This is a genomic window from Paenarthrobacter sp. NPDC057355 (assembly GCF_042667405.1).
GTDB lineage: Bacteria > Actinomycetota > Actinomycetes > Actinomycetales > Micrococcaceae > Arthrobacter.
In genome coordinates, this window is record NZ_JBHVAL010000001.1 from 188360 (window position 1) to 211045 (window position 22686).

The following is a 22686-nucleotide window of genomic DNA, read 5'->3' on the forward strand; positions in this document are numbered from 1 at the left end:
GGCTGGTCATCCGACCGGCCGGGGCTGCTGGCGTCCGGGACAAATCCGGCCCAGTGGTGATGCCGCCGGGAAACGCGTGGACTCCGGGCACGCGCTAAAGTTAACGAGCACGTCATTCACCCTAAGGAGGGCCGTTGGGACTTTTGGAAACCGTCAAGGATCCACAGGACCTGGCCAAACTGTCCGGCAAAGAGCTGGAAGAACTGGCCGGCGAAATCAGGGCATTCCTGATCACCAACGTCGCCGCGACAGGCGGGCATCTCGGTCCGAACCTGGGTGTGGTTGAACTTACCCTCGCCGTCCACCGGATGTTCGATTCCCCGCGCGACAGCATCATCTTCGACACCGGGCACCAGTCCTACGTGCACAAGCTCCTGACCGGACGGCAGGACTTCAGTACGCTCCGCCAGCAGGGCGGGCTGTCCGGCTACCCCGAGCGTGCCGAGTCCGAGCACGACATTGTGGAGAGCTCCCACGCGTCTTCGTCGCTGTCCTGGGCGGACGGGATTTCCCGTGCCCGCCAGCTGACCGGCGAAGGTGACCGGTTCGTCGTCGCCATTGTCGGCGACGGTGCGCTGACCGGTGGCATGACCTGGGAAGCCATCAACAATATTGCGGCGGACAAGCGGCGTCGCGTCGTAATCGTGGTCAATGACAACGGGCGTTCCTATGCCCCTACCGTCGGCGGTTTGGCCGACTACCTTGCCTCGCTGCGCCCCACCATCGACTCCCTCCGAACGGCTCCGGCCTACGAACGCATGCTCGATTGGTGGAAGAAAAAGCTGCAGAACGGCGGCCCGGCGGGACAGTTCACGTATAAGAGCCTGCATGCCATGAAGAAGGGCATCAAGGACTGGTGGGCTCCGCAGGGCATGTTCGAAGACCTCGGCATGAAGTACATCGGGCCTGTGGACGGACACAACCTGCAGGCCATGGAACATGCGCTGAACACCGCCAAGGCGTACGGCGGACCGGTGATCGTGCACGCCATGACCGAGAAAGGCCACGGCTACGCTCCGGCGCTTGCCAACGAGGCAGACCAGTTCCACGCCGTGGGCATCATCGACCCGGAGACGGGGGAGTCCACCGAGACTCCCGGAGCCAGGTCCTGGACCTCGGTGTTCGCCGAGGAGATCGCCGACATTGCCGACGAACGCGAGGACATCGTCGGCATTACCGGCGCCATGCTGATCCCGGTGGGACTGCACAAGTTCGCCGAGCGCCACCCGGAGCGCGTTATCGACGTCGGTATCGCCGAGCAGCATGCCCTGACCTCGGCAGCTGGAATGGCTTTCGGCGGCCTGCACCCGGTGGTTGCCGTGTACGCGACCTTCCTGAACCGGGCCTTCGACCAACTTCTCATGGATGTCGCCCTGCACAAGGCCGGCGTCACGATTGTCCTGGACCGTGCCGGGGTGACCGGTCCCGATGGACCCAGCCATCACGGCATGTGGGATATGGCCATGGTCCAAATCGTGCCGGGCCTGCATTTGGCTGCACCGCGCGACGCCACCCGGCTACGGGAGGAACTGCGCGAGGCCGTTGCCATCAATGATGCTCCGACCGTGGTGCGCTTCTCCAAGGGCAGTGTCGGCTCCGAAGTCGAAGCCATTGAACGACTCCACGACGGCGTGGACATCCTCGCCCGCCGGCCGGAGGGGTCCACTGAGAACGACGTCCTGATCGTCAGTGTTGGTGCCATGTCGGAGCTGGCCCTTGATGTGGCCGGCCGCCTTGGCGCGCAAGGCATCAGTTCGACTGTGGTTGATCCGCGGTGGGTGCTTCCCGTCAGGAAATCAATCATTGCCTTGGCCGCCCGGCACCGGTTGGTGATCTGCATCGAGGACGGCGTCCGCGCTGGTGGCGTGGGGTCACGCATCCGGCAGGAAATGCGCGCAGCAGGCGTGGATACCGCTCTGAATGAAGTCGGCCTGCCTGTCGGGTTCCTGGTCCACGGCTCCCGCGGACAGGTGCTGGAACGCGTTGGGCTCACCGCCCAGAAGATCACGCACGACGTCGTTGCCCAGGTTTTGGGGACAAAGGTGCCCTTTGCGCGGCCCCTCCCCGGCCAGGAACACCCCACCACCGGCAGCTTGCCCACTCTGTGAGGAACAATCGCGGACCGGGCGCGCTGCTGCCCGGCGACCTCGTCGTGTCGCGGAACAGGAAATTCGACGGTACGGCACACTGGGTTGTTCCCGGCCGTTATCTGGGCGAAGACATCCATGGTTGGTGGATTTTCCAAGGAGCCGGGGAGTTCTGCTCCCGCCCGGGAGCGGCCTTCTACACCGCCTCTGATTGCTTGTTGCTGGTTCCACGGACAGGCGAATTCGTGGTGACGTTCTACGACGACAGCTACCCGGGGGATTTCCGGATTTACGTGGATCTCGCCACAGCCCACAGCTGGAACCCCATCAAGCCGGGCGTGACCGAGTTCCATATGATCGACATGGATTTGGACGTCATCCGCTCCACAGTGCATGGAGTGTTCATTGATGACGAAGACGAGTTTGAGCAACACCGGGTGGCCATGGGCTACCCGGAGGAAACCGTGGACGCCATGCGTACCGAATGCGCAGCGCTTTTCGAAGCTGTCCACACCAAGCAATCACCGTTCAACGTCCAGGACCCGAACAGTCCGAGCGCAGAATGGTTCAGGAAGGGACGCGCATGAGCGGCATCATCCGGACATACAAGACGGACGACGAGGGTGTCCTGCACTTTCGGGAGGCCTGGTATGACGATGAAGACAAGCAGTTCGTGGTCAATCACGGTGTCGTGGGGCATCAAAGCAAGACCAACGAAACCGAAGTCAGTGACGATTCTTCCGTTGACGGACTGATGGCCGCCTTCGCTGCCCAGTGTGAGGAAGACGGCTACGCGGAGATTCCCGAGTCGGAGCAGTTCTGGGTGGTGGCGCAGATTGCGTTGAAGACCAAGGATGGCACCGAACGCGACCGTCACCTTGAGAGAAAGGCCAAGACGGCCCTGACCGGGGAGCTGGCTTGGCGTGGCTTGGGCGTCGTGGACCGCTCCGAGATCGGCAACGGCCACCTCAACATCTTCTGCCTCTGCCCGGACGTCAACAAGGCCGTCAACGCCATCAAAATCTGTGTTCGCGGGGAAGACCTGGACTTCACCAAGCTCACCGTGGCTGCCGCGCCCCACAGCGATCCCACCGCATTCAAGGTCAAGCACTCGCCCAAGCAGGGTCTTGGCTTTAGTCTCTAAGTAACACCCTCAGCACTGGTTTCATCGCATCAGGAGGATCCCCATGCCGTCAAAGAGCAATTGGCCCGGACATACGCCACTGCCCAAGGGATTGGCTGCGCCGGCCAGGCGGGCCCTGGCCCATCAGGGCATAGAGACACTGGAGCAGCTGGCTGAGTATGGGGAAGGGCAGATGTCCAAGCTCCACGGGATGGGCCCCGTGGCCATTGCCCAGCTTGAGGATGCCATGGAGGAATCAGGAATTTCCTACGGAACCGCGGGCAGCTAGGCCTTTTGTTGCCCAGGGTTACTATCTTGCCGGAAGTGCGGGATAGGCTGGCCTCATGACTGAATACCGACGCCTTGGCCGTTCCGGACTGACTGTCTCAGCTGTAGGGCTGGGCTGCAACAACCTCGGGCGCGCCAACACGCCCACGGAGTCCCAGGAAGGCACCAACGCGGTTGTTCATGCCGCCATCGAAGCCGGGGTGACCTTCTTCGACGTCGCGGATGTCTACGGACGTGAGCCGGGACTTAGCGAAACCATGCTCGGCAAAGCGCTGAAGGGGCACCGGGACGACGTCGTAATCGGCACCAAGTTCGGCATGGACATGCGAGGGGTAAACGGAAACGATTTCGATGCCCGTGGTTCACGGCGGTACATCGTGAAAGCCGTTGAAGCATCCCTGCGCCGCCTGGACACGGACTGGATTGACCTCTACCAGTTCCACACACCGGATCCGCAGACACCGATCGACGAAACCCTTGGTGCCTTGGATGAGCTGGTCTCAAGCGGCAAGGTCCGGTATATCGGCCACTCCAACTTTGCCGGCTGGCAGATCGCCGAGGCTGAATACGTAGGACGACAGGCCGGTGGCGTCCGCTTCATCTCCACGCAGAACCACTACAACCTGCTCGATCGCCGTGCCGAGCTCGAAGTGCTCCCGGCAGCAGAAGCCTTCTCCCTGGGAGTGCTTCCCTATTTCCCCCTGGCCAATGGCCTGCTGACGGGAAAGTACTCCGCCGGCAAGGCTCCGGAAGGCTCGCGCCTGAGCCACACCCGCACGAACCTGGTACACGACGCCGATTGGGACCAGTTGGGCCGTTTTGGCCAGTTCGCCAAGGAGCGTGGCATCACGGAACTGCAACTGGCGTTCTCCTGGCTGGCAGCCCAACCCGGTGTCAGCAGCGTCATCGCCGGTGCGACCAAGCCGGAGCAGATCCGCGAGAATGCCGAAGCCGTCTGCTGGGTTCCCACGCAGGACGACCGCGAGGAGCTGGACGGGATCTTCCCAAGGTCACCCAAGGTGGCACTTTTCTAGCCCTCTCTCACATCCCGCCCCTTTTGATGCGTCCCTCCCGCACAAGACAGGCCTAAAAACGGAACGCTCTCTCACGTCAGTGAGAGAGCGTTCGCGTTTGGGCCTCCGGGATGCGGGAGAGCGTGTGATCTAGGCCGGTGCGGACGCTATCCCGGGAGCCAGGAACCGCTTGCCGTTGACGCGCTCGGAGGCGCCAACACGGTCCAGGTACGGGGTGATCCCGCCCAGGAACATCGGCCAGCCGGCACCCATGATGACGCAGAGGTCGATGTCTTCAGGGCCGGCAACGACGCCTTCTTCGAGCATGAGCCCAATTTCCTCGGCAAGGGCATCCTGGGTGCGTCGCAGGACTTCGGCGCGGGTGGACGGAGTGTTCCCGAAGGACATGATCGCCAGGGTCTCCGCAGGAATGACGGGCTTTCCGTCGGGTCCAGTGACCCACAGGGATTTCACACCGTTGTCGATCAGCTTCTGCAGGTTCTGCGATACCGGGAAACGGTCACCGAACGCTGCGTGCAGGGACTCCTGAACGTGCTGCGCCACCGGAAGGCCCACCATGGCACTGAGCGTGAAGGGGGACATGGGCAGGCCCATGGGACGCAGGGCAGTATCGGCGACCTCCGCCGGGGTTCCTTCATCGAACGCTGCGATGACCTCTCCCATGAGGCGCAGGAGGATGCGGTTGACCACGAACGCGGCCGCATCCTTGACCAACACGGCAGTCTTCTTCAGCCCCTTGGCGAGCTCGAAGGCGGTAGCCAGGACGGCGTCGTCGGTCTTGGGTGCCTTCACGATCTCCAGCAGCGGCATGACCGCGACAGGGTTGAAGAAGTGGAAGCCCACAAGGCGTTCGGGATGCTTCAGGTCCTCGGCCATGGCGGTAACGGAGAGCGAGGAGGTGTTCGTAGCCAAAATGCACTCGGAAGAGACTATTTCCTCCACTTCAGCGAAGACCTGCTTCTTGATGTGCAGCTCTTCGAAGACAGCCTCGATAACGAAATCGGCGTCGGCAAAGGCAGCCTTGGAGACAGAACCCGTGACCAGCGCCTTGGTCCTGTTGGCGGCATCCGGCTTGATCCGCTTCTTGGCCAGCATCTTGTCCACTTCGGCGTGCACGTATGCAACGCCCTTGTCCACGCGTTCTTGGTCGATGTCGGTCATGACCACGGGCACCTTGAGCTGACGGGCGAACAGCAATGCCAGCTGGCTGGCCATCAGCCCGGCACCGACGACGCCAATCTTGGTTACCGGGCGTGCCAGTTTACGGTCCGGAGCTCCGGCAGGACGCTTGGAACGCTTCTGTACGAGGTCCAGGAAGGCGTACACGGTGGATCGGAATTCGTCGGTCTGCATGAGCCCGGCCAAGGTTTCGCATTCGAGTTCCGCTGATTCCTGCTGCGTCATGGTCCGGTTGGCTTCCATGACGTCCAGCACCTTCGCCGGAGCGGGCGAGGCGTTGGAAGTCTTGGCCTCAACAAACTCCCGGCCTGCGGCAACCGCACCTGCCCAGCGGGCTGCCACGGCGTCATCGGAAGCATCCACCGCGTTCCTGCGCTCTGGTGTGACGTCGCCGGAAATCACGCGTGCCGCCCATGCCAGCGACTGTTCCACGAAGTCCGCGGGCTCGAACATGGCGTCGGCCACTCCGAGCTCGTAGGCCTGGGGTCCCGTGAGTGTCCGGTTGTTGCTCAGAGGGTTCTCGATCATCACCTTGACCGCGTTCTCGGGGCCAATGAGGCGCGGAAGGATGTACACGCCGCCCCAGCCCGGCACCAGGCCGATAAATGCTTCAGGGAGGGCCAGCGCACCGGCGCCTGTGGAAACGGTCCTGTAGGTGGATTGGAGGGCGATCTCCAACCCGCCGCCGAGTGCCAAGCCATTGATGAAGGCGAAGCTGGGCACCCCGAGGTCGGCCAACGTGCGGTAGACGGCGTGGCCGAGCTGGGCCATCCAGAGCCCGTGCTCGCGCTCCTTGAGCGTCTTCACTGCGGAAAGGTCGGCACCTGCAACGAGGAAGTACGGCTTGCCGGTAACGCCGACGCCGACAATTTCGCCGTGCGCGGCCCGCTCCTTGAGGCCCTCCAGGACGTTGCCCAGTTCAACCAGGGTGTTGGGTCCCAGCGTGGTGGGCTTGGAGTGGTCCAGTCCGTTGTCCAGAGTAATCAAGGCGAACGTCCCGGCGCCGCCAGGGAGTTCGATGTCCTGGACATAGGAGTGCGTGACGACTTCGTCCGGGAACAGTGCGGCGAGCTTCTGGAATTCTGCGGCGCTCATGCGGCGGCTCCTTCGGTGGTAGCGGTAGCGGCAGTGGACGGCTCGGGGAGTGAGGCCTCGTAGCCGGCGTGGTGGGGGTTTTCCCAGATGACGGTGGCGCCCATTCCGAGGCCGATGCACATGGTGGTGATGCCATAGCGGACGGACGGATCTTCTTCGAACTGCCGCGCAAGCTGGTTCATCAGCCTCACGCCCGAGGAAGCAAGCGGATGTCCGACGGCGATCGCCCCGCCATAGCGGTTGACGCGGGGGTCGTCATCGGAAATACCGAAGTGGTCCAGGAAGCTGAGCACCTGGACGGCGAAGGCCTCGTTGATCTCGAACAGCCCGATGTCTTCGATGCCCAGCCCGGCGTTCTTCAGCGCTTTCTCCGTGGCCGGTACCGGGCCGATACCCATGACTTCAGGCTCGACGCCGGCGAAAGCGTAGGAGACCAGGCGCATCTTGACGGACAGCCCAAGTTCTTCGGCCGCCTCCGCGGATGCCAGGACTGCGGCGGTGGCGCCGTCGTTCAATCCTGCTGCATTGCCTGCGGTGACGCGGCCGTGGGCGCGGAAAGGGGTGCGCAGTCCGGCAAGGTCTTCCACGGTAGTGCCCGGGCGTGGGGGTTCATCGGTGGTGTGCAGCGCCCAACCCTGGCCCGGCTTCATGGTGGCCACGGGCACAAGGTCTTGCTGGATCTGCTCGTAGGCATAGGCGGCGGCCAGCTTGGCCTGGGAAGCTGCTGCGTAGGCGTCCGTGCGGTCCTTGGTGATCGCGGGGAAGCGGTCGTGCAGGTTCTCGGCAGTGTTGCCCATGTTCAGTGCTGCAGGATCCACCAGCCGCTCGGACATGAAGCGCGGATTGGGATCCGCACCTGCGCCCATGGGGTGGTTGCCCATGTGTTCCACGCCGCCGGCAATGACGACGTCGTAGGCGCCGAAGCCGATGCCGCTCGCCGTCGTCGTTACAGCCGTCATGGCACCAGCGCACATGCGGTCGATGGCAAATCCGGGAACTGTGCGGGGGAGTCCGGCCAACAGGGCTGCTGTACGGCCGATGGTCAGGCCTTGGTCTCCGGTCTGGGTGGTAGCTGCAATGGCTACTTCGTCGACGCGCTCGGCAGGAAGCGACGGGTTGCGCCTCATGAGCTCGCGGATGCACTTCACCACCAGGTCATCGGCGCGGGTGCCGGCATAGATGCCCTTTTCGCCGGCTTTGCCGAAGGGAGTGCGGACGCCGTCCACGAAGACGACGTCCCGGACGTTCCGTTGGGCATTGCGTGATGGACTCATGTAGTAACTCCTCGTTGAGACAGGGCACCGTTGCCCGCGGAGCGGGTTCAGGCTGGCATTACTGCAATGTTACTCATGGGTAACTTAGCGTGCAAGGGCCATGAAGGCTCGGGTTGGCCGACTGGAGGTATGCGAAAGGCCCGCCGCTCAAACGCGTGTTCGTGCGGCGGGCCTTGGGGCGAATGCTGTTCCCTACTTACTGATCCTTGGCTTTGGATTCCTTGGCCGGCAGCGGTTTGGGGTTCAAGCAGGCCTCGGTCAGTATCGGCGCGGCGAGGGAGATCTGCCATTCCCGTGCACCGAGGGTGCGCAGTTCATCGGAGATCGAAGCCAGCGACACAGCCGCCGGCGGCCGCCAGGCAACTCTCCGGAGGTAGTCCGGGGTGAGGAGGTTTTCCACGGGCAAGTTCAGTTCGTCCGCTTTCGCCTGGAGGGCGGGCCGTGCCGTGGCCAGGCGTGCTGCTGCTTCGGGGTCCCGGTCCGCCCACACACGCGGGGGCGGCGGGGCATTCGTAGGGAGGTGGAGGGGCGGCAGGTCCGTCATGGTCCTGGCTGTCGTGATGCACCGTAGCCAGCGGGGGGCCTCGCGTTGGGCGGACCTCCCGTGGAATCCCTTGGTTGCAAGGAGCTGGGGGACGGTGGTGGGCATGGCTTTGGCCGCGGCAACGAGGGCTGAATCGGGGATGAGCCGGCCGGGGGCGACGTCGCGTTTGCGGGCCAGCTGGTCGCGTTCCAGCCACAGTTCGCGGACGGCAGCCAGTTGGCGGCGGTCGCGGATCTGGTGGAGGCCCGAGGTCTTCCGCCACGGATCCACCCTGGGCGCCGGAATTCCCGCGGCCAGGATGCCGGCGAACTCCTGTTCGGCGTACTCCAGCTTGCCGTCGGCTTCCAGCAACTCGATGAGTTCCTCGCGCAGCTCGGCAAGGACCTCGACGTCGAGCGCTGCGTAGCGCAGCCAGGGTTCCGGGAGTGGACGGGTTGACCAGTCAGCGGCAGAGTGCTCTTTGGCGAGGCCGAATCCCAGCAGCTGCTCGATGACGGCCGCCAACCCGACGCGGGGGAGTCCGGCGAGCCTCGCGGCAAGTTCGGTGTCGAAAAGCTTGTCCGGCCACATGCCAAGCTCCGAAAGGCAAGGCAAATCCTGGGTGGCGGCGTGCAGGATCCATTCGACCCCCCGGAGGGCATCATTGATGATGTCCAGGTTGTCGAAGGGTTCGGGGTCGATCAGCCAGGTTCCGGCACCTTCCCGCCGGATCTGCACCAGGAAGGCCCGCTGGCCATAGCGGAATCCGGAAGCCCGCTCCGCGTCTACTCCGGCGGGTCCTGTCCCGGCGGCGATGGCGGCCGCGCATCGTTCCAGGCCGGCCATGGTGTCGATGACCAGGGGGACCCCTTCACGTGGGGTGTCGAGGTCGATTACTTCAGGGACGTGGCTGTCGAAGCCGTCAACCTTGATTTGGGTGGTGGTCTCAGCAGCCGGATCGCCGGCTGTGGTGTTTTCCAGGTTTTCAGGGGTCATGGTGGCTTAAGCTTACCGATTCGTCCCCTTCCGGGACGCTTTTGCGTACCGGAACGCAGTCATCGGCACCTGCCGGGTAGTCAATTGAGCCTCCTGTTGGGCAAACCCGTGACCCCGGGCGGCAGGGGCGGCAACCCCGCGAAGGTGCAGACCATGTCCGACCAGGCTTCGAGGTGGGATTGGACGTCGGCGCTGGAGGGTGTCCACGAAGCGCGGAGTTCTATGTCGATGGTGTCGGGCCGTTCGGCGAGGGTCCCGAAGCTTTCGGAGAGGATCCTGGTAGCTGTTCCGCCGGCTGCCTTGTAGGGGGCCGAGCGGTGTTCCAAGGCTTCCACGAGCCAGGTCCACGCTACGGAGCCAAGCATGGAATCGTTGCCCATCTCGGCATCCATTTGGGCCCGGATGTAGGTGACGATCCTGAACTCGCCCTCCCAGACCGCCGATCCTTCGGGATCGTAGAGGAGGATGAACCGCCCGGTGGCCAGTTCGTCCTCTTCTTCACTGGACGGGCTGCTGCCTTGGCTCTTGGCGAAGGCCTTCGCGGCGGGTCCATGGACGGGTACCTGACGGGTGGCGGCGGTGGGGCTGAAGACTTCAGCACCCAGGGCCACTGCATAGGGTGCCAAACGTGCGGGGGCGGGGATTTCATCAAGCCGCAATTCACTGCGGCACTGTGCTTTTCGAAGCGTTCCCAAGGCGAAAAGAAAGTCCGGGGGAACTTGTGCGAGGGCGTTCACATTGGCAGATTATGTGCCCCGGGCGGCGATCCTGTGAAGGCTCGCCGCCCCGGACAACACGGGCCCCAGCGTTACGCCAGCTCCTGCTTGATCGCAGCGACGAAGGTGTCGATGTCCTCTTCGGTGGTATCGAATGAGCACATCCAACGGACTTCGCGCCGGGCAGCGTCCCAATCGTAGAAGGCGAAGGACCTCCTGAGGCGGTCGGCAACGCCTTCCGGGAGGATTGCGAAGACGCCGTTTGACTGGGTCGCCTGGGTGGGCTCGACGCCGTCGATCGCTTCAACGGCGCTCCGCAGGCGGGCGGCCATGGCGTTGGCGTGGGCGGCTGAACGAAGCCACAGCCCATCTTCGAGCAAGGCAATGAACTGTGCGGAAATGAAGCGCATCTTGGACGCCAGTTGCATGTTCATTTTGCGGAGGAACTTCAAGCCGTCTGCTGCTTCGGGGTTGAGGGCTACCACAACCTCGCCAAAAAGCAGTCCGTTCTTGGTCCCACCGAACGAGAGGATGTCCACGCCTGCGTCCCGCGTGAATGCCCGCAAGGGAACGTCAAGGTGGGCGGCGGCATTGGCCAACCGTGCGCCGTCCATGTGCAGCTTCATGCCCTTGGAGTGGGCATGTTCAGCAATGGCACGTACTTCTTCGGGCGTGTAGCAGGTGCCAAGCTCAGTAGTCTGCGTGATGGAGACAACCAAGGGCTGCGCGCGGTGTTCATCTCCCCAGCCCCAAGCCTCGCGGTCAATGAGCTCGGGGGTCAGCTTCCCGTCCTCGGTGGGGACCTGCAGGAGCTTGATGCCGCCGACGCGTTCCGGAGCCCCGTTCTCGTCCATGTTGATGTGCGCGGTGGACGCGCAGATCACTGCACCCCAGCGAGGCAGGAGCGACTGCAGCGCCAGGACGTTGGCGCCAGTACCGTTGAAGACGGGGAAAGTCTCAATGCCTTCGCCGAACTGCTGCTCCAGGATGGCCTGCAGCCTGGCCGTGTACACGTCCTCGCCATAGGAAACCTGGTGACCGCCGTTGGCGGTGGCCAACGCCGCGAGGATCTCCGGGTGCACGCCGGAGTAGTTGTCCGAAGCGAAACCCCGGATCGCGGGGTCATGCAGCTGGCCGGCCTCGGAAGCCTGGATCCCGCTGTGGATTGCCTCTGTTGTGCTCGTCACTTGTTCATTCACGCTTTCAAGTCTATTTGGCCAGCAGGATCCGCTGGCCGTTCAGGGTGGAGGCTGGTTGATCGAAAAGGCCGACGACGGCCGCGGCCAGTTCTTCGACGTCTGTATGTCCCGGGAACCGTCGTTCGGGGTGGGCGCGCCTCATGGAGTCGTCCACAAGTGCCTTAACCACGAAGACAACAGCAGCACTGTGCTGTCCGCTGGAGTCACCGTCGAGGGATTGGCTTCGCCGGAAGCCGTCTGCAACCGCCAGCGTCCACGCCTCGGCAGCGGCTTTCGCTGCAGCGTAGTTGGCAGCTGCGGCAGTAGGACTGGCGACGGCGGTTGAGGACACCATGGCGAACCGGCCGTGACTGGACGTTTCCAGCTGGCTGTAGAAGACCCTGGAAACGTTGCGCAGCGTTTTCACGGCACTGCGCTCCAGTGCCTCCCAGTCCTCGTCGGTTTGGTCCTCGATGCCTGTGGCCCCACGCCAGCCGCCGACGAGGTGGATCACTCCGTCGATGCCCCCAACGCCATGGTCCGCAATCATCCCGGCCAGCCCGCGCACGGAATCCAGGCTGCCGAGATCGCAGACGAGCGGAACAACGGCCTCGCCCGCTTCCCGTGCCGCCGCTTCGATCCGGGCCTGGTCTGAACCGACGGTCAGGACGCGGTGACCAGAGGTGGACAAGGCCCGGGCGACAGCCACGCCTGAAGCGCTGCTGCCGCCCGTAACCAGAACTGTCAAGGGGGACATCAGGCCGCCGTGGCGCCCGTGATGCCGGTGGTGGATTCGATAACGGGACGCATCTTCTTCTCCAGGGCTTCGTAGAACATGGACAGCGGGAACTCGTCGTCCAGGACCTGGTCGGTGAGCCCGCGGGGAGCGCCGTCCAGGGGCAACGCGTCCGGACCCTTGGCCCAGACCGAAGCCGGGTGCGGAGTGACGGTGCTCGAGATCAGCTCGTAGGCGGCCAACCAGTGGGCAGCCTTGGGACGATCAATGGAACGCCAGTATAGTTCCTCGATCTTGGCGCCGAGCTCGACCACGACGGCTGCGGCGTCGTCCCAATCGATGGAGAGCTTGCTGTCGGTCCAGTGAAGTACGTGGTGCTGGTGCATCCAGGCGAACAGCAACTGGCCGCCCAGGCCGTCGTAGTTGCGGACGCGGTTGCCGGTGATGGCGAAGCGGAAGATGCGATCGAAGATCACCGCGTACTGGACAAGCTTTGCGTGCTTGCGTGCATCGGGGTCCGCGTTCTCGTCCTTCTCGATGAGGACGGATTCGCGGAAGGCGGTCAGGTCGCAGCGCAGTTCCTCAAGGGAGTAGAGGAAGAACGGCATCCGCTGCTTGATCATGAACGGATCGAACGGAAGATCGCCGCGCATGTGGGTGCGGTCGTGGATCAGGTCCCACATGACGAAGGTGCGCTGCGTGAGTTCCTGGTCGTCGATCAGCTGCGCGGCGTCCTCGGGCAATTCCAAGGAGGTTGTTTCGGCCGCGGCCTTCAGGACCCGGCGGAAGCGGGCAGCCTCACGGTCGGCGAAGATGGCGCCCCAGGTGAAGGTGGGCGTCTCGCGTACGGCGACAGTCTCCGGGAAGAGGACTGCGGAGTTGGTGTCGTAGCCGGGGGTGAAATCGATGAAACGGATGGGTACGAAGAGTTTGTTCGAGTAATCGCCGGCTTCGAGTCCGTCGATGAACTCAGGCCAGATGACCTCGATCAGCACGGCTTCGACCAAGCGGTTGGTGCTGCCGTTCTGGGTGTACATGGGGAAGACCACCAGGTGCTGGAGGCCGTCGATGCGCTGCTTCTGCGGCTGGAACGCCTGCAGGGAATCGAGGAAGTCCGGTACTCCGAAGCCACCCTCAACCCAGCGCTTGAAGTCTTCCACCAGTAGGGAGAGGTACTGGGCGTCGTGTTCGAAGCCGGGCGCGAGGGCTGTAATGGCGTTGGTGATGGTGGCTACCAGCCCTGCTGCCTCGGCGTGGACGGCGGGATCGGCGATGGATCCGTCCTGCTCCTGGTATCCCTGGAGGGTGGTGGCAGCGGCCTTGAGGGCTACCCACTCGGCGTTGTCAGCGGTGACACGCGACGCGGTGGCGGTTGCGATGGTGGTCATGGTGCTCGGCCCTTTCCGAAGTTGTTCTTGCTTCTGGGCCGAGCGTAGCAAGCAAGTAGTATCGCTAATTCAAAATCAGGCTGAGCATAAGAAACTCTTGGTCATGCCCCCCGAACCTGGACCCTAAGATCAAGTTCGGGGGACAGGGACACGCTTAAGCCTCGTCCGGGTTCACGAGCCGGAGCGAGATCGAGTTGATGCAGAAGCGCTGATCCGTGGGCGTGTCATAACCCTCGCCTTCAAAGACATGCCCCAGATGGGAGTCGCAGTTGGCGCACCGTACCTCGATCCGGTCCATGCCCATGGTGCGGTCATGGAGGTACCTGACCGTCCCCTCTGCCAGCGGTGCCCAGAAGGAGGGCCACCCACAATGGGAGTCAAACTTCTCCTTGCTGGTGAACAACTGGCTGCCACAGGCCCGGCATTGGTACACGCCCTCGGTGTGTGTGTCCCAGTACTCGCCTGTATAAGGGCGTTCCGTGCCGGCCTGACGCAGCACTCGGTATTCCTCGGGAGTCAACTCTTCGCGCCACTGGGCGTCGCTCTTCTCCACGGGCACAGAAGATGTGTTGTTGATGTTCTCAGGAGTATTCATGTCTTATGCAACGCTCACGAGTCGCCGATAAATCCCGAACCGGCGTACAGGTGCAGCACCGGAAGTCCCAACTGGTCCTGGGCCTTATTGGCCCAATCTGTATGGAACGTGTCTGCTATGGCGTGTGGCCGGGTGATGACCACTGCCTGTGCCGCGTCCACTTCCCGGACCTTGGCCACCAAGCCGGCCACGGCACCGCCGTCGACAATTTCTCCGGTGACATGGGCGCCCAAGCCTTCCAGGGCCGCCAGCGAGGTCGCCAACGCCTCCGCGGCTTCCGCGCGCTCCACTGCTGGATCCGGGGATTGCGCAGTCAGCTCCCGGAATGCTTTCGCTACATCAAGCAGCGAGAGGTTCTCCAGGAAGTCCACCAGCAGGTGGCGCTCGGTATTGGCGGGGACCAGTACATACAACGGCGCGTCTCCGCCATCGATCAATTTGGCGATGTTCACGCGGTCGTCAGGACCAAGGGGCTCTTCGGTAAGGATGACTATGGGATCACTCATGGCTACAGCGTAGTCCCGGGGAACCGCCGTCCGCAGGGTTTCAAGCCACGATTCGGCGCGCTGTTGCGGCACGCGGTACCGCCTGCGCCGGGCCCCGCCGGCTAACGGCAGAATGGAACCATGGCAACGAAGACAAGGCCGGCGGGCGACGCTCCCGGGAAAAGGCTGACCCCCCGCACCAAGTGGGCCATCGCAGGCTTCCTCACCGGCGGAACGATTGCAGGTCTGGTGGGAGCCGGATCCTCCGCGCTCGCCGTCTACTTCGCCAGACGGGTCATCACGCCGGCGGCGCGACACGAAGACCAGGAAGTCCTTGCGGTCATTAAGGGAGACAACGGCCCGCAAGTCATCCTTGCCGCAACTCCCGACTCGACCATCGACGGCGTCTTCAGCCTCTTCTTCTCCGGCGGCAAGGGACACGCGAGGATAGGCCGGATTGTGTCGTATTCGCCCGCGGAGCAGACTGTCCTCCGGGAAGTCGAGGAGGTCTACAGCGGCGAACTGACCGAGGCCCGGCGGGCATGGTGGAGTGGGGCGGTTTATCCGGATCCGTCCGCGCTCGGCGTCGCGGCCGAGGACATTGACATAGATGTCGACGGCGGGAAGGCGCCTGCGTGGTTGATCCGCGCCGAAGCGTCCGCAACAGCCCCGGTCTGGGCGATCATGGTGCATGGCAGGGGAGCCACGCGGCTGGAGGGACTCAGGGCTGTCCGCACTGCCCGGGACCTGGGGCTGGACAGCTTGCTCATCTCCTACCGCAATGATGGGCTGGCGCCCTCTGCCCTGGATGGCCGTTACGGACTGGGTTCGACCGAATGGCGTGACGTCGAGGCAGCCATCGGCTACGCCCTGGACCACGGAGCGCGTGAGGTTGTGCTTTTCGGTTGGTCCATGGGTGGGGCCATCAGCCTTCAGGCGGCAGACCTTTCCAAACACCGGCATGTCATCAGAGCTTTGGTTCTGGACGCCCCGGTGATCAATTGGGTGAATGTCATGGCCCACCACGCCGAGATGAACAGGATCCCCTATAACGTAGGCCGCTACGGACAGCTGATGCTGGGCCATCCCCTGGGCCGCAGGCTGACCGGGCTCGCAGCGCCCGTGAACTTCAAAGCCATGGATTGGGAAAGCCGGGCGATTGAATTGCGCACACCAACGCTGTTGATCCATAGCGTGGACGACGACTACGTCCCTTTCGGCCCCTCAGCCACCCTCGCGGAAAAGAACCCCGAGATGGTGACGTTCGAGCCGTTCCACGGTGCGCGCCACACCAAGGAATGGAACGTCGATCCGGAGCGCTGGGAGCGGCTGGTGCGTTCGTGGCTTCAAGGGCAACTCGCGCCACGGAAGAATCCAGGACAATCCGGCGACACCGCCGTCTCGGCTGCAGGGACGCGTACCGACTGAGTTCAGGCGCTTCTTGTGCCGATCGCCCCGGTGGTTCCGTTGGTGAGCCGAAGCAGGTCCGCCGGAGCGAGTTCTATGTCCAAGCCGCGTCGACCCCCCGATACCAGGATGGTTTCGAAGCCAAGCGCCGATTCATCCAGGACGGTGGGGGAGGGCTGGCGCTGCCCCAAGGGCGATATACCGCCGAGCACATAGCCTGTACGGCGTTCGGCGGCCTTCGGATCTGCCATTGTTGCCTTCTTGGATCCCAAGGCAGCGGCGGCGGCCTTAAGGTCCAGGTTGCCTGACACGGGAACGATGGCAACGGCCAACTTCCCTTCCACCTCCACCATGAGCGTCTTGAAGACGCGTTCTGGCTCGATCCCGAGGACTTCGGCAGCTTCCAGGCCGTAGCTGGATGCGGCGGGATCGTGGGCATAGGGGTGCAGCGTGAAGGGAACGCCGGCCGCAGCAAGTGCTGCTGTGGCCGGCGTTCCCTGGGAAGCCATCTTCTTTGCCATACCGTGTGGCAGTACCTCTCAGTGTTCCAAACGGCTCGCGGCCGCAACCTTTCGCTTGATCCGGCCAAGCATCGCCGTCATTCCCCGCATCCGCAAGGGAGTGATGGCCCTGGTCAGCCCGAGCAATTCCGGCATGTCGTCCGGTACTGCAAGGATTTCGCTGGCGGTCAATCCGTCCAGCCCCTCATGCAGAACCCCTGCGAAGCCCCGCGTCGTGGGAGCTTCCGGCGGTGCCTTGAAGAAGAGCCGGTAGGCGCGGTCGCCGTCGGCGTTCTTCTCGGACTCAATCGTCAGAAAAAGCGGTGACTGGCACTCGACCACCTGCTCCAGCAGTTCGGGGTGGTCATTCAAACGCTCCGGAAGATCCGGAAGGCCCCTGGAGAACTCCAAGAGGAGCTGAAGGCGGTCAGGTTCCGTCAGCGCCTGGAAGTCGTCAACGATTTCCGCCAGGGCGGTAGGCAAAGTGTTCGTACTCATCTCTTCCAGCTTACGCACAAGGCGATGGTTGCAGCGGTATTAGTTGCGGACCAGCGAGGAAGGAACGGAACCCCGCTCTGCACCCTTGACGATCGGAACGCGGACAGCGTTGCCCCACTCGGTCCAGGAGCCGTCGTAGTTACGGACGGTGTCGAAGCCCAGCAGGTACTTCAAAGCGAACCAGGTGTGGCTGGAACGCTCACCGATGCGGCAGTACGCCACGACGTCGTCGCCCGGTGCCAGGCCGGCCTCACCCAAGTAGAGGGCTTCGAGCTCTTCGCGGCTGCGGTACGTTCCGTCTTCCGCGGCAGCACGGGCCCACGGAACAGAGGCGGCTGTGGGAATGTGGCCACCGCGCAGTGCGCCCTCTTCAGGATACGCGGGCATGTGGGTCCGCTGGCCCGTGTATTCCTCGGGGGAGCGGACATCGATCAAGGGGTTGCCCAGGTGCGCCAGGACGTCCTCCTTGAAGGCCCGGATAGGGGCGTCGTTACGCTCGACCTCCGGGTAGTTGCCTGCAGCGGGCTGGGAAACGTCGGTGGTGAGTTCGCGACCTTCAGCGATCCACTTGTCCCTGCCGCCGTCGAGGAGACGTACGTCCTCGTGGCCGAACAAGGTGAAGACCCACAGTGCGTAGGCGGCCCACCAGTTGGACTTGTCACCGTAGATCACCACGGTGCTGTCGCGCGAGATGCCCTTGGAAGCGGCGAGGGCCGCGAAGGCTGCGCCATCTACGTAATCGCGGGTGACTTCGTCGTTCAGGTCTGTGTGCCAGTCGATCTTGACGGCTCCCGGGATGTGCCCGGTTTCGTACAGGAGGACGTCTTCGTCGGACTCGACCAGCACCAACTTGCCGTCGGCTACTGCGCCGTCAGCAAGTGCTGACGCGAGCCACTCGGTGGAGACGAGTCGTTCAGGGTTCGCGTAGGAGGCGAACTTTTCGTTTTGTTCAACGGGGTAGGACATGATGGCCTTTCACTGACAACGGACGGAGCCAGGCCGTTGAAGGTGGTGCACATGCGGGCCCGGCTTGCCTCAACACTAACCACGGGCCGCACGGATTGCTTCCGGCATGGTCATACGGTGAAACATGGGCTTGGTCACGTGTCCGTAGGGATGGCGCCCGTTGCCGGTATCCTTGCTGGGGACCCAACGCCGAAGGAACGGACCACCGTGGTAAAGATCGAACAACTGGCTGCCCGCACACCGGCAGTCTCCGTGGAGGAACTCCTTAAGGGTTTCTACCCCTCTCCCCGCTTCGGAGAGGTGTCGTTCGACAGCTACCGGCCCGATCCTTCCCAGCCGAGCCAGGCCAACGCAGTGAAACTGCTCTCAGCATTCGCCGATGGCGTGGGCAACGGCGATGGCGCAGGTCTGTTCAAGAAGCTCTTTGCCAAGAAAACACCGGCAACACGGGCCGGAATCTACCTCGACGGCGGCTTCGGCGTGGGTAAAACCCACCTTTTGGCGTCCCTTTGGCACAGGTCTCCTGGCCCCAAGGCCTTTGGAACCTTCGTGGAGTACACCAACCTGGTGGGCGCTTTGTCGTTCCGCAAGACCGTTGAAGCGCTCAGCAGCTACAAACTGGTGTGCATCGATGAGTTCGAACTGGACGATCCAGGCGACACCGTGCTGATGTCCCGCCTGATGCGCGAACTCGCCGACGCCGGTGTCAAGCTTGCTGCCACCTCCAACACCCTGCCCGGTTCGTTGGGCGAAGGCCGCTTCGCCGCCGTCGACTTCCAGCGGGAAATCCAGGTGCTGGCTGACCAGTTCGATGTCGTCAGGATCGACGGCGAGGACTTCCGCCACCGTGGCCTGCCGGCGGCGCCCGCGCCGCTCAAGACCGAAGAACTGAAGCACCGGATGCGCGCGGAGTTCGACGGAAAGACCGTTGCGGTGGACGATTTCCGCACCCTTGTAAACCACCTTGCAGCGGTGCACCCCAGCCGGTACCGCCAGCTCCTCTCCGGCATCGAAGCAGTGGTCTGGAGCGACGTCGAAACCATTACGGAACAGGCCGTCGCGTTGCGGTTCGTGGTGTTGGCCGACAGGCTCTATGACAAAGACGTGCCCATCCTGGCCAGTGGTGTTCCCTTCGACAAGCTGTTCACTGAAGAGATGATGACGGGCGGCTACATGAAGAAGTACTTCCGGGCCGTTTCGCGTCTGACGGCACTGGCCCGCGAGGCTCAGAACCACGAGCCTGCCTGAATCAGGCCTTCTCGAGGGGCTCGCGGCTCTTCAGCACCCAACGGATGGCAATCCCGGCGGCCAAGGCCCAGAAGGCGGCCCCGATCCCGGCGAATGCAATCCCCGAGGCGGCCAGCAGGAACGTCACACAGGCCGGTATCCGTTCCTCCGCCACGGCCAGCGCAGATGAGATCGAAGACGCCAAGGTTCCCAGCAGCGCGAGACCGGCGACAGCCTCCAGGAGCCCTGGAGGCGCTGCGGCCACAACCGTAACGAGGGCCGCCGAGGCTGCTGCCAGCAGCAAATAGGCCACCCCGGAGACGAAGGCGGCGATCCAGCGCCGGCTGTGGTCCTTTCCGGCTTCCTCGCCTGCAGCGAGGGCCGCGCTCAACGCCGCCAGGTTGATGGCGTGCCCGCCGAACGGCGCACCGACGATGGTTCCCGCCCCGGTGACCAGCATCGCTGGACGCCACGGGGTGGTGTAGCCAAAAGATTTCAGGACGGCCACACCGGGGATGTTCTGTGATGCCATGGTGACGATGAACAAGGGCAGCGCCAGGCCGACTGCGGCTTCCAAGGAGAATGCCGGTGTGGTCCATTCCAGGAGCGGCACAAGGCTCTCTCCGGGGATTTGGACACCGGAGGACCCCAGGTGGATTCCAATGACGGCAAGGGCCACCAGCAGCGAGGCCGGAACCGACCAGCGCGGAGCGAACTTCATCAGGACGATCCAGCAAAGGATCACGGGAGCAACCAACAGTGGTATTGAACCAAGGGATTTGAAGGGGGCCAGGCACAAGGGGAGCAGGACACCGGCAAGCATGGCCTGCGCCAAGGCGGTTGGAATTTTCGCCATCAACTTCCCGAGCAGGGGAAGCAAACCCGTGAGGACAATGAGCACCCCAACGATCAGGAAGGCTCCCACGGCAGCCGGCCAGCCGCCGTCGACCGTTCCAGCAGTGGCCAGCAGGGCGGCGCCGGGAGTGGACCACGCGAGCGTCACAGGCATTTTGCTCCGCCAGGACAGCCACAAAATGCCGAGGCCGAAAGCCAGCGTCAAGGCCAGGAGGCCGCTTGATGCCTGGGCCTGATTGGCTCCAACGGCCTGGAGTCCGGCCAGTACGACGGCGAATGAGGACGTGAATCCCACGAGCGCAGTGACAAGGCCGGCACTGAGCTGGGGGCCCAGCGTCTCTTTCGCGGCTTTGGTCCGTGCGGTGGGGGAAGGGGCGGAAGGCATAGTGACCAAAGTACCTGACCCTGTGGGAAATAACGGTGCCATGGTGCGCCAGCTGCCGAACGCCGTCAGGCGCGGTTAAACGCCAAGGGCACCGGTGGCGCCTCTCGGCGGGACCGGTGCCCCCTTGACGTATCTGGTACGGCGGCTCAGGCAGCTAAGGCTGCTTCGGCTCATCCGTGACGGGAGCCTGCTCAGGCTGACCGTCGTTCTTGGCCACGAAGTCGGAAGCGGCATTCTGGACCTTGTCGACGTGACCGGCGTACTTGCCGCCTGTCTTTTCATCGACGAAGTCTCCGGCCTTTTCGATGCCATTCTTGATGGCTTCTTCGTTGCCTTGAATGAGACCCTGAGCCTTGCCCTTCAGGTCGTCAATTAAACCCACGGGCACCTCCCTTCCATCGCGGAGCCAGTTCGCTCCTCCGCGTCCGACCCTAACACCAGTTCCCTAAGGTGCCAAGGCTGCAAACGCTACCTATGGATAACTACGCCAATGGTTTGCTGGCCAGCTTGTGTCGTGGACTGTCGGGGTTCATCAGGGAGTGCCTGCGGCCGTAGGAGAAATAGATCACCAAGCCGATGACGAGCCAGACTCCGAATCGCAGCCAGGTTTCCCAATGCAACTGGAACATCAGGAAAGCCGATGCCAGGACACCGAAGGCGGGGACCAGCGGCATAAGCGGCAGGCGGAAAGTCCGGGGCGCATTCGGTTTGGTGTAGCGGAACACAATCACCGAGACACAGACCACGACGAAGGCTGCCAGGATTCCGATGTTGGTAAGGTCCGCGACCTCCTTGATGGGGAACACGCCGGCAAGGAACGCGGAGGCGATGCCTGCGATCCAGGTGACGCGTTGGGGCGTGCCGTGACGGTCTGTCTTGGCGAACCACCCCGGCAGCAGGCCGTCGCGGCTCATGGAGAACCACACGCGGGTGACACCAAGGAGGAACGTCAGCATGACGGTCAGGATGGACAGCACGGCGAACACTGAAATGATGGTGGCGATGACCGGCAGGCCAACACCGGTGAAGGCCGAGGCGAAGCCCGCGGTCGGGTTGATGTCCTTGTAGTTCTGCATGCCGGTCAGGACCAGTGTGGCCGCAACGTAGAGCAGCATGGCAATGATCAGCGACAGGATGATGGCCTTGGGCATGTGCTTCTTGCCATCCTTGGCTTCCTCCGCTGCAGTACTCATGGCGTCATAGCCGAAGACCGCGAAGAAGACGGTCGCGGCACCAGCCACGACGGGACCGAATCCGCTGGGCATGAAGGGGTTGTAGTTCTCGGTGTTCACGTAGAAGATGCCAAGCCCGATGATGAACAGGATCAGGATGACCTTGATGGCTACGGCCACCAGTTCGAACCGGCCGAAGGCTTTTGTTCCACGGCTCAGGATCCACGTGACCAAGAGGCATACGAGAATTGCGGGAAGGTTGATGATACCGCCCTTGCCCTCATCTGCGGTGGACGTCATCCACGTTGGCATATGGATGCCGATGCCGGAGAGGAAGGCGTCGAAATAGCCGGAGATGCCGATCGCGACGACGGCGACGATGGCGATGTATTCGAGCAGCAGGTCCCAGCCGATGAACCAACCGATGATCTCACCCAGGGCGACGTAACCGTAGGTGTACGCCGATCCGGCCCGGGGGATCATTCCGGCAAATTCGGCGTAGGACAGTGCCGCCGCTCCGGAGGCCAAGCCGGCGATCAGGAAGGATATGAGGACCGCGGGGCCAACGCCCGGGTTGCCTTCGCTGCCGTGTGCCACGAGGCCAGCGAGAGAGAAGATCCCGACGCCGATAATTCCGCCGACGCCGATGGCTGTCAGCTGCCAAAGACCAAGGCTTTTGAATAGTCCGCTGTGTTTGTTTTCTTCCTCGATATCGTCGATGGGCTTGCGCCTCAGGACGGACTTTGAAGCCGTCTGTACATTCATGGGGTACTCCTGCCGGTTGGCGTGGAACGGTGATGAGCTCGCAGTACATTATGCGAGGCGAATCACATTAGATAAAGCGACTTCTTCTGAGGGATATCAGTTACTTCTCCTGATGATTTGGGTCACAGCTGTAACAGGGCATAAAAAAAGCAGCTCCTGGGAGCTGCTTTCTTTTCTGGAGCGGACGACGAGATTCGAACTCGCGACATCCACC

22 protein-coding genes are annotated in these 22686 nt (G+C 63.2%); 7 read left to right on the top strand and 15 right to left on the bottom strand.

Annotated features, from left to right (window positions below; translation table 11 throughout):
- Positions 1-134 precede the first annotated feature (134 nt).
- Genes dxs through ACFUOZ_RS00905 form a run of 5 tightly spaced genes read left to right on the top strand, consistent with a single transcriptional unit; the run spans position 135 to position 4532 of the window.
- Positions 135-2108 (top strand): 1-deoxy-D-xylulose-5-phosphate synthase, encoded by a 1974-nt coding sequence (dxs, locus tag ACFUOZ_RS00885; protein WP_377543710.1) that lies wholly within the window; start codon positions 135-137, stop codon positions 2106-2108.
- Positions 2105-2674 carry a DUF402 domain-containing protein gene (locus tag ACFUOZ_RS00890; protein WP_377543712.1) on the top strand — a complete coding sequence of 190 codons (570 nt, stop codon included), beginning with the start codon at positions 2105-2107 and terminating at the stop codon, positions 2672-2674. The genes dxs and ACFUOZ_RS00890 overlap by 4 nt, the downstream gene beginning before the upstream one ends.
- Complete coding sequence (locus tag ACFUOZ_RS00895; protein ID WP_377543714.1) at positions 2671-3231, top strand: hypothetical protein; 561 nt, start codon at positions 2671-2673, stop codon at positions 3229-3231. The genes ACFUOZ_RS00890 and ACFUOZ_RS00895 overlap by 4 nt, the downstream gene beginning before the upstream one ends.
- 43 nt (positions 3232-3274) lie before the next feature.
- The gene (locus ACFUOZ_RS00900; RefSeq protein ID WP_377543716.1) at positions 3275-3499 is read left to right on the top strand and encodes a hypothetical protein; all 225 of its coding nucleotides are present in this window, start codon (positions 3275-3277) and stop codon (positions 3497-3499) included.
- 55 nt (positions 3500-3554) lie between these two features.
- Positions 3555-4532, top strand: a complete 978-nt coding sequence (locus tag ACFUOZ_RS00905) for an aldo/keto reductase (protein ID WP_377543719.1) — start codon at positions 3555-3557, stop codon at positions 4530-4532.
- Between the two features lie 129 nt (positions 4533-4661).
- Here ACFUOZ_RS00905 and ACFUOZ_RS00910 read toward each other — a convergent pair whose 3' ends face one another.
- The 9 genes from ACFUOZ_RS00910 to ACFUOZ_RS00950 form a co-directional block, all read right to left on the bottom strand.
- Positions 4662-6806 carry a 3-hydroxyacyl-CoA dehydrogenase NAD-binding domain-containing protein gene (locus ACFUOZ_RS00910; RefSeq protein ID WP_377543722.1) on the bottom strand — a complete coding sequence of 715 codons (2145 nt, stop codon included), beginning with the start codon at positions 6804-6806 and terminating at the stop codon, positions 4662-4664.
- Entirely contained in the window at positions 6803-8080 is a 1278-nt protein-coding gene (locus ACFUOZ_RS00915) for a thiolase family protein (protein WP_377543725.1), read from the bottom strand. Before ACFUOZ_RS00915 ends, ACFUOZ_RS00910 begins: the two co-directional genes overlap by 4 nt.
- Before the next feature lie 196 nt (positions 8081-8276).
- Positions 8277-9599, bottom strand: coding sequence for an HRDC domain-containing protein (locus ACFUOZ_RS00920; RefSeq protein WP_377543728.1), 1323 nt, complete (start codon positions 9597-9599; stop codon positions 8277-8279).
- Positions 9600-9679: 80 nt separating this feature from the next.
- On the bottom strand, positions 9680-10336 hold the full coding sequence (locus tag ACFUOZ_RS00925) for a DUF3000 domain-containing protein (RefSeq protein ID WP_377543730.1): 657 nt from the start codon (positions 10334-10336) through the stop codon (positions 9680-9682).
- 71 nt (positions 10337-10407) lie between these two features.
- The gene (locus ACFUOZ_RS00930) at positions 10408-11514 is read right to left on the bottom strand and encodes a threonine aldolase family protein (RefSeq protein ID WP_377543733.1); all 1107 of its coding nucleotides are present in this window, start codon (positions 11512-11514) and stop codon (positions 10408-10410) included.
- A gap of 10 nt (positions 11515-11524) precedes the next feature.
- On the bottom strand, positions 11525-12250 hold the full coding sequence (locus ACFUOZ_RS00935; protein ID WP_377543736.1) for an SDR family NAD(P)-dependent oxidoreductase: 726 nt from the start codon (positions 12248-12250) through the stop codon (positions 11525-11527).
- Positions 12250-13617 carry a DUF6421 family protein gene (locus tag ACFUOZ_RS00940; protein ID WP_377543738.1) on the bottom strand — a complete coding sequence of 456 codons (1368 nt, stop codon included), beginning with the start codon at positions 13615-13617 and terminating at the stop codon, positions 12250-12252. The genes ACFUOZ_RS00935 and ACFUOZ_RS00940 overlap by 1 nt, the downstream gene beginning before the upstream one ends.
- Positions 13618-13771: 154 nt before the next feature.
- A complete protein-coding gene (msrB, locus tag ACFUOZ_RS00945) occupies positions 13772-14212 on the bottom strand; it encodes a peptide-methionine (R)-S-oxide reductase MsrB (protein WP_377543741.1) in 441 nt (146 codons plus the stop codon).
- A 14-nt stretch (positions 14213-14226) separates the two neighbouring features.
- Positions 14227-14718 carry a hypothetical protein gene (locus ACFUOZ_RS00950; RefSeq protein WP_377543743.1) on the bottom strand — a complete coding sequence of 164 codons (492 nt, stop codon included), beginning with the start codon at positions 14716-14718 and terminating at the stop codon, positions 14227-14229.
- A gap of 120 nt (positions 14719-14838) precedes the next feature.
- Between ACFUOZ_RS00950 and ACFUOZ_RS00955 the strand changes: the two genes are divergently transcribed.
- A complete protein-coding gene (locus tag ACFUOZ_RS00955) occupies positions 14839-16125 on the top strand; it encodes an alpha/beta hydrolase family protein (RefSeq protein WP_377543745.1) in 1287 nt (428 codons plus the stop codon).
- Between the two features lie 2 nt (positions 16126-16127).
- Here the strand turns inward: ACFUOZ_RS00955 and ybaK are convergent, their stop codons facing one another.
- From ybaK to ACFUOZ_RS00970, 3 genes are read right to left on the bottom strand one after another with little or no spacing between them, the layout of a single operon-like run.
- Positions 16128-16625, bottom strand: a complete 498-nt coding sequence (gene ybaK / locus ACFUOZ_RS00960; protein ID WP_377543748.1) for a Cys-tRNA(Pro) deacylase — start codon at positions 16623-16625, stop codon at positions 16128-16130.
- Between the two features lie 18 nt (positions 16626-16643).
- The gene (locus ACFUOZ_RS00965) at positions 16644-17102 is read right to left on the bottom strand and encodes a SufE family protein (protein WP_377543750.1); all 459 of its coding nucleotides are present in this window, start codon (positions 17100-17102) and stop codon (positions 16644-16646) included.
- Positions 17103-17141: 39 nt separating this feature from the next.
- Entirely contained in the window at positions 17142-18068 is a 927-nt protein-coding gene (locus ACFUOZ_RS00970) for a sulfurtransferase (RefSeq protein WP_377543752.1), read from the bottom strand.
- Positions 18069-18275: 207 nt separating this feature from the next.
- Here ACFUOZ_RS00970 and zapE point away from each other — a divergent pair, with 207 nt between their 5' ends.
- Positions 18276-19316, top strand: coding sequence for a cell division protein ZapE (zapE, locus tag ACFUOZ_RS00975; protein ID WP_377544944.1), 1041 nt, complete (start codon positions 18276-18278; stop codon positions 19314-19316).
- Between the two features lies 1 nt (position 19317).
- Here the strand turns inward: zapE and ACFUOZ_RS00980 are convergent, their stop codons facing one another.
- The 3 genes from ACFUOZ_RS00980 to ACFUOZ_RS00990 all read right to left on the bottom strand — a co-directional run bounded on the left by ACFUOZ_RS00980 (position 19318) and on the right by ACFUOZ_RS00990 (position 22472).
- On the bottom strand, positions 19318-20535 hold the full coding sequence (locus ACFUOZ_RS00980) for a benzoate/H(+) symporter BenE family transporter (RefSeq protein ID WP_377543755.1): 1218 nt from the start codon (positions 20533-20535) through the stop codon (positions 19318-19320).
- Positions 20536-20689: 154 nt separating this feature from the next.
- Positions 20690-20923: an antitoxin gene (locus ACFUOZ_RS00985; RefSeq protein WP_018778655.1), complete on the bottom strand. Its 234-nt coding sequence runs from the start codon at positions 20921-20923 to the stop codon at positions 20690-20692.
- Positions 20924-21017: 94 nt separating this feature from the next.
- Entirely contained in the window at positions 21018-22472 is a 1455-nt protein-coding gene (locus tag ACFUOZ_RS00990; protein WP_377543757.1) for an amino acid permease, read from the bottom strand.
- Between the last annotated feature and the right edge of the window lie 214 nt (positions 22473-22686).

Excerpts from the sequence above, each read along its gene's own strand:
- ACFUOZ_RS00895 (WP_377543714.1), top strand. The coding sequence starts at position 2,671 with ATGAGCGGCATCATCCGGACATACAAGACGGACGACGAGGGTGTCCTG.
- ACFUOZ_RS00900 (WP_377543716.1), top strand. The coding sequence starts at position 3,275 with ATGCCGTCAAAGAGCAATTGGCCCGGACATACGCCACTGCCCAAGGGA.
- ACFUOZ_RS00905 (WP_377543719.1), top strand. The coding sequence starts at position 3,555 with ATGACTGAATACCGACGCCTTGGCCGTTCCGGACTGACTGTCTCAGCT.
- ACFUOZ_RS00910 (WP_377543722.1), bottom strand. The coding sequence starts at position 6,806 with ATGAGCGCCGCAGAATTCCAGAAGCTCGCCGCACTGTTCCCGGACGAA.
- ACFUOZ_RS00915 (WP_377543725.1), bottom strand. The coding sequence starts at position 8,080 with ATGAGTCCATCACGCAATGCCCAACGGAACGTCCGGGACGTCGTCTTC.
- ACFUOZ_RS00920 (WP_377543728.1), bottom strand. The coding sequence starts at position 9,599 with ATGACCCCTGAAAACCTGGAAAACACCACAGCCGGCGATCCGGCTGCT.
- ACFUOZ_RS00935 (WP_377543736.1), bottom strand. The coding sequence starts at position 12,250 with ATGTCCCCCTTGACAGTTCTGGTTACGGGCGGCAGCAGCGCTTCAGGC.
- ACFUOZ_RS00940 (WP_377543738.1), bottom strand. The coding sequence starts at position 13,617 with ATGACCACCATCGCAACCGCCACCGCGTCGCGTGTCACCGCTGACAAC.
- msrB (WP_377543741.1), bottom strand. The coding sequence starts at position 14,212 with ATGAATACTCCTGAGAACATCAACAACACATCTTCTGTGCCCGTGGAG.
- ACFUOZ_RS00950 (WP_377543743.1), bottom strand. The coding sequence starts at position 14,718 with ATGAGTGATCCCATAGTCATCCTTACCGAAGAGCCCCTTGGTCCTGAC.
- ACFUOZ_RS00955 (WP_377543745.1), top strand. The coding sequence starts at position 14,839 with ATGGCAACGAAGACAAGGCCGGCGGGCGACGCTCCCGGGAAAAGGCTG.
- ybaK (WP_377543748.1), bottom strand. The coding sequence starts at position 16,625 with ATGGCAAAGAAGATGGCTTCCCAGGGAACGCCGGCCACAGCAGCACTT.
- ACFUOZ_RS00965 (WP_377543750.1), bottom strand. The coding sequence starts at position 17,102 with ATGAGTACGAACACTTTGCCTACCGCCCTGGCGGAAATCGTTGACGAC.
- ACFUOZ_RS00970 (WP_377543752.1), bottom strand. The coding sequence starts at position 18,068 with ATGTCCTACCCCGTTGAACAAAACGAAAAGTTCGCCTCCTACGCGAAC.
- ACFUOZ_RS00980 (WP_377543755.1), bottom strand. The coding sequence starts at position 20,535 with ATGCCTTCCGCCCCTTCCCCCACCGCACGGACCAAAGCCGCGAAAGAG.
- ACFUOZ_RS00990 (WP_377543757.1), bottom strand. The coding sequence starts at position 22,472 with ATGAATGTACAGACGGCTTCAAAGTCCGTCCTGAGGCGCAAGCCCATC.